At 46.5% G+C, this 13,563-nt stretch carries 11 protein-coding genes, 1 pseudogene and 1 other annotated feature; of the genes and pseudogenes, 3 read left to right on the plus strand and 9 right to left on the minus strand.

All coding sequences use genetic code 11. The features are described 5' to 3' along the window. Positions 1 to 315: pseudogene (hisG, locus tag ACLR2L_RS13745) on the minus strand (ATP phosphoribosyltransferase); the annotation flags it as partial. 45 nt (positions 316 to 360) lie between these two features. Next, positions 361 to 475 (minus strand) — a sequence feature (His leader region). 223 nt (positions 476 to 698) lie between these two features. On the opposite strand from hisG, the gene ACLR2L_RS13750 reads away from it, so the two are divergent. Then, entirely contained in the window at positions 699 to 1,043 is a 345-nt protein-coding gene (locus ACLR2L_RS13750) for a hypothetical protein (RefSeq protein ID WP_413368772.1), read from the plus strand. A gap of 62 nt (positions 1,044 to 1,105) precedes the next feature. Continuing rightward, positions 1,106 to 1,612 (plus strand): GAF domain-containing protein, encoded by a 507-nt coding sequence (locus ACLR2L_RS13755; RefSeq protein WP_140961340.1) that lies wholly within the window; start codon positions 1,106 to 1,108, stop codon positions 1,610 to 1,612. A 70-nt stretch (positions 1,613 to 1,682) separates the two neighbouring features. Here ACLR2L_RS13755 and ACLR2L_RS13760 read toward each other — a convergent pair whose 3' ends face one another. Continuing rightward, a complete protein-coding gene (locus tag ACLR2L_RS13760) occupies positions 1,683 to 3,986 on the minus strand; it encodes an efflux RND transporter permease subunit (protein ID WP_413368774.1) in 2,304 nt (767 codons plus the stop codon). Between the two features lie 149 nt (positions 3,987 to 4,135). On the opposite strand from ACLR2L_RS13760, the gene ACLR2L_RS13765 reads away from it, so the two are divergent. Further along, entirely contained in the window at positions 4,136 to 4,561 is a 426-nt protein-coding gene (locus ACLR2L_RS13765; protein ID WP_140961336.1) for a CBS domain-containing protein, read from the plus strand. A gap of 23 nt (positions 4,562 to 4,584) precedes the next feature. Here ACLR2L_RS13765 and ACLR2L_RS13770 read toward each other — a convergent pair whose 3' ends face one another. The 7 genes from ACLR2L_RS13770 to ACLR2L_RS13800 all read right to left on the minus strand — a co-directional run. Further along, on the minus strand, positions 4,585 to 5,067 hold the full coding sequence (locus tag ACLR2L_RS13770; RefSeq protein WP_140961334.1) for a GNAT family N-acetyltransferase: 483 nt from the start codon (positions 5,065 to 5,067) through the stop codon (positions 4,585 to 4,587). A 66-nt stretch (positions 5,068 to 5,133) separates the two neighbouring features. Beyond that, positions 5,134 to 8,277 (minus strand): efflux RND transporter permease subunit, encoded by a 3,144-nt coding sequence (locus ACLR2L_RS13775; RefSeq protein ID WP_413368777.1) that lies wholly within the window; start codon positions 8,275 to 8,277, stop codon positions 5,134 to 5,136. 17 nt (positions 8,278 to 8,294) lie between these two features. Further along, positions 8,295 to 9,449, minus strand: coding sequence for an efflux RND transporter periplasmic adaptor subunit (locus ACLR2L_RS13780; protein WP_413368779.1), 1,155 nt, complete (start codon positions 9,447 to 9,449; stop codon positions 8,295 to 8,297). 244 nt (positions 9,450 to 9,693) lie between these two features. Next, entirely contained in the window at positions 9,694 to 10,824 is a 1,131-nt protein-coding gene (locus tag ACLR2L_RS13785; RefSeq protein WP_413368781.1) for a GGDEF domain-containing protein, read from the minus strand. Further along, the gene (locus ACLR2L_RS13790; RefSeq protein WP_140961326.1) at positions 10,811 to 11,386 is read right to left on the minus strand and encodes a membrane integrity-associated transporter subunit PqiC; all 576 of its coding nucleotides are present in this window, start codon (positions 11,384 to 11,386) and stop codon (positions 10,811 to 10,813) included. Before ACLR2L_RS13790 ends, ACLR2L_RS13785 begins: the two co-directional genes overlap by 14 nt. Further along, a complete protein-coding gene (pqiB, locus tag ACLR2L_RS13795; RefSeq protein ID WP_413368783.1) occupies positions 11,383 to 13,026 on the minus strand; it encodes an intermembrane transport protein PqiB in 1,644 nt (547 codons plus the stop codon). The genes ACLR2L_RS13790 and pqiB overlap by 4 nt, the downstream gene beginning before the upstream one ends. Continuing rightward, the coding region (locus ACLR2L_RS13800; protein ID WP_413368785.1) for a paraquat-inducible protein A at positions 13,023 to 13,563 on the minus strand (541 nt) is incomplete at its 5' end. The genes ACLR2L_RS13800 and pqiB, both read right to left, overlap by 4 nt.

Genomic DNA, 13,563 nt, shown 5'->3' on the forward strand with positions numbered 1-13,563 from the left:
ACGGCAACCGCCGTAATCTAAACGACGTAGTACTTCGAAGTCTGAGGCTTTGCCCGCAGCGCGGCGTTCCAGCATTTTCTCTTCAAGCTCATTTTCGCCAATGAATCCCAGGTCAACTACGCCATCCATAACCAAACCGGGAATGTCGTCGTCGCGGACGCGCAGCAGGTCAATATTTTCATTGGTGGAATGGGCTATCAGCAGGCGATCACGAATGTTAAGTTTAATGCCAATGGCTTTGAGTAGTGCAATGCTGTCGTCACTCAGGCGACCTGATTTTTGAATTGCAATACGTAATCTTCTGCTATCACTCATGGTGATGTTCCTCTGTAAAGTCCTGAATTTGGTACGCCTTAAACGAAAAACCCCCGGAAGTCTCCTTCCGGGGGTCGATAACTGTATCTGCGCCACTGGAAGGAAATAATAACCTTCCAGCACAAACCTGAAAGGTTATGCTCTATGATGGTGGTGATGCATGGCGGCGCGTTGAGTCATTTGAAATCTGTTCACTAAAATTCGACGCGCAAACAATAGCCAAGTCGCGCAATCATTGCAAGCCTTTTGCTACGAATTGGGGCATAAATGCACTATCAAACAGTTATAAGTGCTACGATTTTGGTATGAATCATTTGTTGTTGATGTTATTTTGACCAAATGTATAGGGCATCTTATTTCAACGCTGACTGGATGATAGCGAAATGAGTAACGATCTGTTGTTTTCTGTGATCCCCAGAGAAGGGAAAACCCCCGTTGTCGCAGACGAACGGGTTAAACGGGTGAGCAAAGAAGCGCGCACAAAACAGCTGTCGGACGAAGAAAAGGAAACCCATGACGAAGAGCGATTGGTGAGTGAACAGCAGCAGTATCGCGTGCAGCGAAAACAAGAGGGCGGTGGGGAACCGTCGGATCAGTCTCAAAAGCAGGCAGAACAACAGATGTCGGACGAAGCTGCTGACGATGACATTACCTACGACAGCCACGGGGAAACCGAACACCACTGTGACGAAGATGGCGGCCAGCCTCACATAGATACGTTTTCCTAATTTTTTAGCACTATACTAGACTACAGTTACTAACCTGACTCTCATCGAATTAAGAAATATAAATGGATATCGATTCGCTCACGCAGCTCAGTATAAATTTGTCCAATCCCAGTCTTGAACAATCCAAACAACTGAGAATGGTGTGTTATGCCATAGCCGATACCATTGAAGGGGCTAACCGCGTCAGTTTATGGAAGTTTGATCAGCTGAAAACGACTATAACTTGCACAGCCATGTTAGCCGATGGGGAATTTACCGAGCCTGAAGGCGTAGTGTTAAAAGCGGAAGATTACCCTGAGTATTTTAATGCTATTCTGGCGTCCGATGTTATTCGTGCACCAGATGCACGTAATCACCCGTTTACCCGGTGTTTTAATAAAAATTACTTTCCTGCCGTTAATGTGTACTCCTTACTGGATTACATTTTCAGCAATGATTTTGCGCCATTTGGCATAATTTGTTGTGAAAGCGTGGGCGAAATTGTGCAATGGAGTGACGACGATTTAGCTAACCTTAAACGCGCGGCCAGAATCGTGTCTATTTTTTCAAATATTCGCAATCTGGCCTAGGGCCTGTTGTAAAGCAAAGAACAACAGGCCCTAACAGTTAAGCATCATCACACTCGCTTATTAAACTCAATTATTGCGTAGTTGCTGTGTCATTTTCCGACTTATCCAGCCAAAGCAGGAATGCTGGCAGGAATATCAGATCAATGACCAGTGCACTCACTAAAATAATAGCCGTTAATAAACCCATATCAGAATTCAGCGCAAAGCTGGACAGGCTCAATACACCAAAGCCTATAGCCAGTACAAATGTGGTAACCACCAGCGCCTGCCCAATGGTTTTGAACGCGTAACGGTTGGCTTCTATTGCAGACTTGCCCTGTTCCCGTGCTATCCGGTACTTACTCAAATAATGCACGGTATCATCCACGATAATGCCCAGAGTCATACTAAGTACAACCGACAACGCCATGTTAATTTCGCCAGATAGCATGGCCCATATGCCAAAGCCAAGGCCCGCAGGTAATAAATTAGGAACCAGACTGATCAAACCTAGTTTTAAGGATTTAAGGGCAAATATCAGCAGAATCGAAATCAGTACCAAAGCAACCAGCGAACCTTTCAGCATGCTTTGCATATTGGTTTCGCCTATGTGTGCGAACATGAGTGCTGGACTGGCAGCCGTGATTCGCAAATCGGGCGCTAGCTTGTGAAAAAAGGTAGCTGCGCGCTGTTCGAACGCAGTGAGTTCCTTGCTGCCCAGGTTATCCAACGTTACGCTGATGCGCGTGGCGGATTTGTCCATGTCTATCTGGTTGTTCAGATCCAGGCCATAGGGTAGGGACATTTCAAATAACAACAGGTACTGCGCAGCTAAATCCTTTTCCAGAGGTAACTGGTAGAAATCCGGATTGTCGAAATTCATGTTCTTGTTGAGCTTCTTATAGGTATCCGTAATCGATGACACATGATCCACTTCTGGTTGCACTCTGAGCCATTCAGTAAATGCAGCAACGGATGTCAGTACTTCGGGTTTATTGATCCCCGACATTTCATCGGTGTAAATAGCAAAGTCAATCGTAGCCAGACCACTTAGGTGATCCGACTGATAATCGGCGGCCTGACGAAAGGTATTGTCCTGGCTGAAGTACTTAATTGCGATGTCGTTAAGTTGGTTGGTGGATGCAAGGATCACTGCAGCAATAAACACAATAGCGCTATAAGGCAAAATTCGGCGGAAATAACGAATTACCCATTCACCCAACACAATCAGATTCAATGCCAGGCCCGATGAGCGGTTCGCTGGTGGCCTGACCGGCATAACAGAAAGCAGTGCTGGTAGCAGGGTTAATGCCAGTAAACAGGCCAGCATAACGCCAATTGCCGTTAAATTGCCCAGATCCACCAAAATGGGCACATCGGAAAAGTTAAGGGTTAAAAAGCCAATGGAAGTGGTAACGGAAGTAATAATCACCGGCATTTTGTTAAGCGTAATAGCGCGTTGCAGGGCATCCTGTTTAGACATGCCGTCGCGCATATGTTGAAACCAGGACGCGATAATATGCACGCAGTCTGCTACTGCTAAGGTCATTACCATGGTGGGTACATTAACGGTTGAAACACTCAGGAAATAGCCGGCCCAGCCAGCGAAGCCCATGGTGGCTGCAATGGTAGCCCCCACAATAAAAAGCGTTGCCAGCGCTGCCCAAAGGGAACGCAGCAGCACGCCAATTAAAATAATTATGATGGCAAACATAGCAGGAACCAGCGTACTGGCATCGTCGTTAGCCGCTATTTGGAATGCATCGTTTAGCATCACCACCCCGGTAAGGTGGAACTGATGATCGGGATGTGTTGCCGCCGTCTCGCTGGTGAGTGCTTTGATGAACTGGGCAATTTCGGCTACTTCTTTGGTTTGGTCGCCGTCGCTCATTCTTACCGTAATACTGATCACTGCTACCTGGCTGTCGGGCGACACTAATCGATTTACTACGTCGGGTTCAGTCAGTGCTACCGATTTAATATTGTTGATGAGATCATCCGACAACGTTTGCCAGTCGGGGTAAAGTTTGTCTACGATCAGATCGTCACCTTCAGAGTAGGTGTGCTGAAAGTTCGTTACAGAATTTACCCGAATTGAATAGGGTGTTTGCCATGCCTGTTCAGTTAGGGATTTTATTAAATCCAGGGTGTTGGCATTAAACACATTGCCGGTGTCTGGCACGATGAGCAGATTAACGGACTCCGTTTTATTAAACGTATCCTGCATTTCTTCGAACGCAGCGCGCTGAGGGTTGTCTTCTCTGAAAAAGGTTTTGTAATCTCCGCGGAAGTACAAATACTGGCCGCCGGTTGCCAAACCTGCGATAGCAATAAGACTGATAAGAATAATGGTAATGGGGTAGTTATACAGCCTGAATGCAGACCTGTTAGCCATGTGACGTCCTTTGTGTTGTTATAATGGCCTTAACGTGCAAAGCAATTTTGCCTTACAACACTGCCTATTTGTGACCGGAGTTGTATACTCACACTATGACATGGTGATTCGCGTTTTTCCACAGTCGGCGTATTGATAGAGAGGGGTGTATGAGTATTGCCAGTATTATGACCAAGCGTGTGGTGTGCGTCATGATGGATGACTCACTGGATACTGTTCGGCACATTTTTGAAGCCAGCGGATTTCATCATTTACTGGTAGTCGAGGAAAACCGTTTGGTGGGCGTGGTGTCTGACCGGGATTACCTTAAAGCTATCAGTCCTTTCATTGATACCGTAACCGAACGCATTCGCGATCGGGCAACGCTGGATAAACGCGTGCATCAGATCATGTCGCGGGAATTAATTACCTTAAAATCCACAGATACCATGGTTAAAGCCATTGAATTGTTTAATAAACATAAAATTTCTTGTTTACCGGTGCTGGATGAGCGTGGCAAGCCGATTGGCATAATAAGCTGGCGGGATATTTTTAAGTATTTTGCCGCATCGGTAGCACAAAGGCGCATGTCCTGAGTCAGGCGCCTTTGGCTGTTACATCAGGCTTTAGCGGCTAATTCGAGCAGAGCCTGACCATCAAGCCGGTACTTTATCCACTCGCTTTGTGGCTTTGCACCCAGAGATTCATAAAAATCGATGGCGGGCTGGTTCCAGTCAAGCACGCTCCATTCAAATCGTCCACATTGGTTATCTACCGCTATTTTCGCCAGTGCAGTGAGCAATAGTTTGCCCGCACCAATCCCTCGGTGGGATTGCGATACATACAAATCTTCTAAATAAATACCATACTGGCCCTGCCAGGTGGAATAACTGAAAAAATACACTGCAAAGCCAACCGGTTCACCGTTCAGCTCACAAATAATCGCATGGGCTTTGGGATTATCGCAGAACAGGGTGTTATGAACATGCTGAGGAGTGGCTTTCGCCTCGTCTTCGGCCTTTTCGTATATGGCCAGCTCGCGAATAAAGTGCAGAATGGTTGCCGTATCGTCAATAACGGCCGGTCGAATTGTACAAGTCATTACTCAAATCCTAAAGACGCATCAGGCATTGCTATGCAACACCTGATGCGGTTTATACATCAAAGATCAGGAAGATTGGGGCGACTGACGCAACAATTTTTGTTTAGTGCGCATCGCGCCATCTGTCAGCCATTTTACGCCATTGCTAATATCCTGCAAAATCAGGTACAAACAAGGCACCAGAATCAGTGTTACCAGTGTGGCGTAGAGTACGGATGACCCCAGTGCTGCGGCCATGGGGATAACAAACTTGGCTTGAAGACTGGTTTCAAACAAAATCGGCAATACACCCGCAAAAGTGGTAATTGACGTAAGGGTAATTGCCCTGAATCGTGCACTACCAGCCTGCCGTGCGGCGTCAAGAATAGAATATCCCTCAGCGCGTTTTTGGTTAATGTAATCGGTCATTACCAGTGAATCGTTGATAACGACACCGGCAGCAGCGATCAGGCCAAAGGTAGACATCAGGCTCAGGTCGAGGTCCAGTAAGAAGTGTGACCAAATCGCCCCGGTCAAACTGAAGGGGATAACCGACATAATGATAATAGGCTGACCATAACTTTTTAGCGGAATCGCTAACAGGATATACACCATGATCATGGCCGCAGTGAAGAACATCACCTGTTCGTCTTGCTGCGCTTGCTGTTCTTCAATATCCCCGCCTAACTGCATTTGAATATCTGGATATTCTTCAAGCAAAGCTGGCAGGAGTTTTTCATCGATAGTGCTTACTACTTCATTAGGCTCAACCAGTTCTTCGTCGATCGCGCCCCATATATACACTGAGCGGAAGCCTTCTTCGCGGCGAATATAACTTATCCCAGGCTCTTCGCTGAGCGCGACTACATCACCCAGTAACACTTCAACACCGCTGGGTGTTTGAATGACTGTATATTTCAAATCAGAGAAACGCTCACGGGTTAGGCGAGGGTAACGCACCATAACCCGGACTTCCTCACCATCGCGAATGACGCGCTGCGCTTCGCCGCCATAAAAGCTCAATCCCACCTGATTGGCAATGCTGCGTAAAGTCAGCCCCAGTTCATACGCTGCCGGTAACAGGGTCATTCGCACTTCTTTGCTGGCAGGATCAATGGTGGAACTGATATCGTATAAGCCTTTTTCCTGTTGCAGCATCTGAATAAAGCGCAAGCCCGCTTCGTTCAGGGATTTGATATCGGCACCATAAATCAGGTAACCAAATTCACCGTCATCACCGCCACCGTTAACGTCATCTTCGATACTGAAGCTTTTCATACCTGGAATTTCAGGTATGTTTTCACGCCACTTGCGGGCCAGTTCGAAGGTGTTGAAATGGCGTTTGTCTTCGTCTACCAGAGGAATTACCAAACGGGCTTCCGTGCGTGATTCATTGAATGCTAACAAGTCCTTGATCATGCCACTGCCGTATTCACGGATGGTTTGTTCTTCGATATCCCAAATAACCTTTTCAATGGTTTTCAGGGCTTCAATGGTAGCCATATCCGACACGTTTTCGTTCATCTCAATGCCAATTGACGGGAAGTCGTGAGGTACCTTGGGATTGGGTACAATACGTACGTGATTGCCGGCTACCAAGCCCCAGCTTAACATGAGCAGCGCAATAAAAATGGCCAGAACCAGCCAGCGGATCTCAATGGCTCTGGTCACCGTGCGACGGTAAGGACCATTAACAAAGGCATTAAACCGGTTATTAAATTTAACACGCCAGCCATTCGGTTTTACCGGTTGGAATTTAATGTTGGCGATGTGTGCGGGCAGGATCAGCTTTGATTCAATTAAACTGAATGTCAGACACAGGATCACTACCACCGCAATGTTATAAAAGAACTCACCTTCAGGGCCGCTACTAAGTGTGAAAGGGGCAAAAACCGCGATGGTAGTTAATACCCCAAAGGTTGCTGGCGTTGCAACGCGTTTGGCGCCGCGAATAACGTTATCAACACCACCTCCCTTGGACTCTATTTCCGAATAGGCGCTCTCGCCAATAACAATGGCATCGTCAACCACGATCCCCAGCACCATAATAAAGGCAAACAATGACAATATATTCACACTCACGCTGAACATCGGCATCAGCATTACAGCGCCGAGGAAACAAAGCGGAAGACCAACCATTACCCAGAACGCAAGGCGAAAACGCAGGAACAGGGTAAGCATCATGGCTACCAGAATCGCACCCTGAATCAGGTTGTTCAGCATCATTTCCAGACGGGCATTCAGGTAGTAAGTCATGTCTACCAGTTCTTTTAGTTTTAGACCGGCTGGTAGTTCTTCATTTTTGTGCGCCATATAGTTTTTAACTGTTTCGGCAATGGGCACAATGTTTTGTGATTTGGTGGCATTTACCGCTATGAGAACGGCATTTTGGCCGGTGTAGCGGAAGTAGCGTTCGCCTTCCGTAAAACCGTCTTTGATGACGGCAATATCCGACAGCAGCACTTTTGCGCCGTCCGGACCCACTTTAACCGGAATACTTGCGAACTCATCGCCATCGTAGTACTGGTTTTCAATACGCACAGAAACCAGGCCAGCATCTGTGCGTAACTGACCTGCCGATACGTTGGCAGAGTACTGATTAATGGCATTTGCTACATCAGAAATAGTGAGGTTATACATCCTCAACATCTCAGGTTTTACTTCTATACCAATTTCATCGGTAGGTACGCGGGCATTGGCCAGAGAGATAGACGATAACTGTAGCAGTTCATCTTCAATTTCACGGGCAATAGGTTTGAGTTCTTCCAGCGGAATATCACCCACCAGCGCCATTTCATATACCTGTTGCTGGAATTCAGCCTGTGAAATGGTGACCGGTTCCATATCGGCAGGAAAGGTCGCAATACTGTCAACGCGCAGTTTTACTTTGTCGAGTACGTCAGCGAGTTCCTCATCTTTATCGATTTCCAGTGATACCCGACCATTGTTACGGTAGGCACGGGAAATCGTGCGCTTAATTTCACTGACGTCTTTCAGGCTCTCTTCAATTTTAATCAGGATGCTTTCTTCAATCTCCTGAGGCGAGGCGCCTGGATACTGGGCACTTATATTTATGTAGTTAATTTCGATGTTCGGAAACATCTGTCGCTGAATACTACCGTAACCGGTGGCACCCATGATCAGAATAAAAAACATCAGCAGGTTAGCGGCAACCGGATTTCGTGCGAACCACGCAATTAAGCCACTCTGCGTATCTAAAGGATCTTTCATTTCATGCCTTCCGTGACTTAAGGTTGCTTCGCGACCAGTTTCTCATTGGCTATTACTTTCACAGCCATGCCACTTTGCGGGTATTCAGGTAAGGTCATTACAATGCGATCCTGACTGTTGATATCAGCACGGATCAGAAAGTCACTGCCTACTTCCCGGACCACGGTTACCGCTTTGGGTATCAGCTTATCTTCGCTGTCCAATACCCAAATCTGGCGTTTGTTAATGAGTTCCTGCGGAATTTTGTAGATATTTTCAAGCGTCTTACCGACAAACTGAACCTGGGTGTAAGCGCCGAATTTTAGTGCTGGCAAGCCTGATTTGATGCCGTACGGGTCGTCAACGCGGGCAACCAGATGTGTCATGCGGGTACTGGTATCAACAATGCCCGTATCGCGATGTATAGTACCCACGCGGGAAATAATGTCGTCCTGGCGGTTCATTAAGGTAATCGTGGCTTCTACATCGCCAAATTGCCCTGGCAGAAACGCTTGATCAAAACGAGCCAGTGGAAATACCACTTCCCCCATTTCAATATTATAGAGCAAGGCCGCTGTACTGCCGGCAGCAACAAAATCGCCACTGCCAATGTTGCGCGAAACAATAAGCGCATCGTAAGGGGCCTTAACATCACAGTTGGCTAAATCGCGCTTGGCTATTTTCAATTGTGCCTGAGCCGCTTTTAATGCTGCTTGGGCACTCAAAATTTGCGGTTTGCGCAGATACAAGTCAGTAACCTGTGCATCGGGTAAGGTGGCGGCTTCGCGCTCGGCCACACGTGCCTGCGCTTTTTCCTGAATCAGAGCAGACTCTGCGGAAGCAAGATTCGCTTCCGCTTGAAGCAGCGCAGCTTCATAAGCGTCCTTTTCGATACTGAATAGAATTTCACCGCGTTTAACTATGCCACCAGCTAAAAATTGCGGATTCCAGCTAGTGATTTCGCCGCTGACTTGCGCTGACAGATTAGTGGATTCTAGTGGTGAAAGTTCGCCGAATGCTTCAATCTCAACCGGATACGCAACTGGAGTCAATTGCGTTATTTTCACGGTTGGACGTGTATCCAAAGGTTTGTTTTCACCTTCTTCCTCACCAAGCGCAGTCACGCCTTTCATGGCCCCAAACCCTACCAATAAAACTAAAACGGGTAGACCGATTTTTATGATCCATTTCATAGTAAAAAACTTCCAATAACCCTTGTTGATGCACTGTTATCATTATTATTGACGATATCCCGCGCTAAACAGAGAACTCAAATGTAACTGTCTATGAGTAATGTAAAGATACCGTCACAGTTGTGCGTTTATCATTGTGATTTGTAACCGAACGTCAGTCTGCGAAGCGCAGCTAAGGCACACCGACAATGCCTGCCATAACAGCAAGTCGAATTAAGGAATCAGTGTGGTAACCTAGTACAATTTATAGTCTTACTAATGATGACGCAGATAACACCTTATTGCGACCCTTTTCTTTGGCTTTGTAAAGTGCCTTGTCGGCAAGTGAGAGTGCTTTGTCCAAACCTTGTTCAAAATCCAGTTGAGCAACGCCAAAACTCGCCGTCACTGATACGCTCTTTTGCTGAATTTCGATCGGTGCAGAGGCTAATGTCTGGCGTACTTTTTCTGCTAGTACCACGCCGTTTGATTCATCGGTGTCGGGCAGCACAAACAAAAATTCTTCGCCACCCCAGCGGGCCACGCCATCCTGTTGCCGGATAGACGATTTAAAAAGGGATGACACATGCTTAAGAATAATATCACCACCGTCATGGCCGTAGGTGTCATTAACACTTTTGAACCGATCTATGTCGCATAACACCAGAGTGAGCGGGGCTTTTTGACGTCTGGCCCGCGCAGATTCAAACTCAATAAATTGTTGAATGCCGCGGCGATTAGGTAAAAGGGTAAGCGTGTCTTGTTGTGCCTGTTTCTCAAACTTGGTACTGAGATCTTTTACAATATTGAAGCTGGTTTGACGACTGTGTTCATAGAATGCCGACAAAAAGGTGACTGTTGCAAAGGAATACAGCAACCGCAGTTTAAATTCGGTTGTGTATTCAGCAACAATAAATATGCCATCGGCTGCAAACAATAAGTAACTACACAGCGCCATAAACACAATAACCGTGATCACGCCGTAAACCACGCCGGCAAAGAACATCGCAACGGGTGGCAGCACATAAATCCAAAGCGGACCCGTATTGGCTACACCGCCGGAGGCAACCAGAAATAACATCAAGCCAGCCAGTGACACCACCAGAATCAAAGGCGCAAGTACATGGTTATACAGCAATCGGGAGTGCAATAGTAATGCCTTACACAACCCAAACAGGGTAGCTGAACTCAACAGCACAGCACCCAGCACATTGTCGTTATCTGTGAGTGCCCTTACACCTAACATTAACGTTATTGACATCCCCACCATGGCAAACAGATTAATGACAATGATTTTCCGATTGGTATCTTCATCGTAAACCTGTTTACAACCACTGGTGATTAGCCAGTTTACAAAACGAGTAATGTGCTTGGTGAGGATATTAATAGTGCTCAATTCCTGTCACGATCTGGTTAGCTAACTTCGTAACGAGCTCACGCATTTGTTCAACCGAATGCGCAAATCCGTCTTTATTCAGTGGCGAATTAAAAGCAAACTCAACGATTTTTCCGGATTGCGGTGATCGTCCTAATCGATAAGTGCCACGCAGTATGACCATTCCATTGTGCGAGGGAATAAAATCTTCAATTGAGATATCTAAAATGTAGCCCGACTGTGTAGCATTTGTCCATACACTTTGTGTGTGTAATCTTATTTTGTGGGTATTTGCCAGGTTGTCTTTAAGCGCCTGGGCAAAGCCTTGCTCAAAGGGTTCTGACCACAGGTGTTGCGGTGAAAAGTGCAACTCACTGCTGCTGAGCTGAACGATCAGACTTTGCTGTTTCAGGTAATCGGGTAGCGTGAGCGATCGGAGTTCTATCACAGGCCAGTTTGTAATGTCCTGAATTTCAGCGGTTTGCGCCGTTTCGTGAAGCAAATAGTAGTTCATGGTAACAGGCTTGCTGCTGCAACCGGCTATTGCCATGGCCATTAAAAAACTCAGTGCTGTTTTGGTCATGGGTTTACCCCTTGTGCTTTGGGTTGAATGTCAACCGTGGCATTATCTGAAAATATCAGCCCGTTTGGCGTGGTATTTAATTGACGCAACAATGGCTGTATGGCGCGTAAGGTATCTTGAAGTGCATTCATGGTTTCAGCAATTTCTGCTTTGCTTAAGCCCCCTTGAGAGTAGTGCTTCAAAAGGGATTCAAAAGACTGTAACGCTTGTTGAATTTGGGCATTCAGCTGCTTTGTATCGAATGATTCTATAGTTGCATTAAAATTGTCGCTGGTTTGGTTTACCGAAACCGCTGCGGCTTCCAGGGTTTTTACCACATCACTTACCTGGGAAATCAAATCCTCAAGCGGTAAGGCATTGATTTTGTCCATGATAGCGTCAGCCTTCTGGGTTAGCTGCGTAAATTCATTGGATACGGTAGGAATAACATCGTAGCCGTTAATGGTTTGTATTGCGGCTAATTGCTGAACATCCACATGCTGTAAATCAACATACAAACCGCCAGTCAGCACATTACCCATTCTCAATGTTGCACGCAGATCCTTGCCAATCCAGCGGGCAAGACGCTCTCTCAATAATTTCAGACCGGATTCGCTGTCTTCCAGACGTACTTTCCCCGGATAGAGATTCACGAGTACGGGAATAGGGTAGTCATCGTCAAGTAAACTACCCAGTTCAATTGCGTCGTAATTAATGGCAGCTACTTTACCGATTTGTAAACCACGGTATTCCACAGGTGCGCCCACAGTCAGGCCCCTCACGCTTTCTTCTATCAACAATATGTATTGCGCCGCGTACTTGTAGCGCTCATCTGCGGCAGCGTCGTAGTCGTTGTAAATAACAAATTCTGCGTCATTTTCTATCGCTGCGCCTTTGCTTACTCCCAGCGGATTACCAAAGGTAACGCCGTTGGCTAACAGGGTTTCCAGACTGCCGGTTTGAATGGTTAGACCGGTTGAGGCCAATTGCAATTTAACGCCACTGACATTCCAAAAGCGGGTATTGGCGTTGATAAGGTTGTGGTAAGGATCGTGTATAAAGGCGCGGTATTCTATTACCCCTTCTTCAACATTGAATATAACTTCTTCAAATTCACCTACTTTAAAGCCTTTATAAATAATGGTGTCACCAGGTTTATAAGTAAGTTCATCATTTTGACTGGTAAGATTAACGTGGAGCCCCGGTGTACCTGGAGGTGTAACCGGAGGACGTTCCAATGCCGTGAAATGAAAGGTTTCCTGCTCGCCACTTTCTGCGGTCATTGCAATAAAACTACCTGAAAGCAGCGTGTTTAGTCCTGAGACTTCTGAAACTGAAATGCGCGGCGCGACTACCCAAAACTGAGTGTTCTCATTTAACAGATGCGCTGCGTTGTTTTCGATTCTGGCGGTTACTGTGACACCGTTTAAGTCGGGGTTCAGCTCAATGCGTTTTACCTGACCGATGTCTAAGTCGCGTACTTTAATAGGTGTTTTATTAATTTCGATGCCGCTTGCAGAGGGCATGTTAATGGTGATCAGTGGCCCTTGATTTTTCCACTGGTAATACACCATCCAGCCACCCACCAGTAAGGCAAGAATAGGAATTACCCAAACCTTGGAGATGGGGGTAGTGGGTTTTATATTTGCATCTTGGGTCATGGTGTACAGACTGTCCTTTGCTGCCAGATTAGTCGGGTATCAAATGTCATTGCAGCCAGCATGGTAACAAATACTAAGGCACAAAACGCCAGCGCTGCCGGTCCGGGATAAATAGATAAGGTACTGCCCAACTGAATCAGCGCTACCAGAATAGCAACAACAAACACATCTATCATCGACCATCGGCCAATAAATTCAATAAAGCGGTAATAGCGGATTTGCCTGTCAGGCCGGGTTAGCTCGTGGTATTGAACTGCATAGGTCAAACCAGCCAAAACCACCAGTTTGGCTATAGGGATGAGTATACTAGCACCAAAAATAACCGCAGCAATAGGGTAGGATCCGCTTTGCCATAAACTGATCACACCGCCCATAATGGTATTGGGTTCGTCATTGCCAAACAATTCAGTATGCATGATGGGGAGCGCATTAGCCGGTATGTAAAGTAGCACGGCCGTAAACAATAAAGCCCAGGTGCGCTGAATACTGAGACTCGCTGCTGCCGGGCTAAGCGGCTTAATTTGAGGTAAATCGCCG

Source organism: Alteromonas sp. AMM-1 (genome assembly GCF_047290655.1).
GTDB lineage: Bacteria > Pseudomonadota > Gammaproteobacteria > Enterobacterales > Alteromonadaceae > Alteromonas > Alteromonas mangrovi.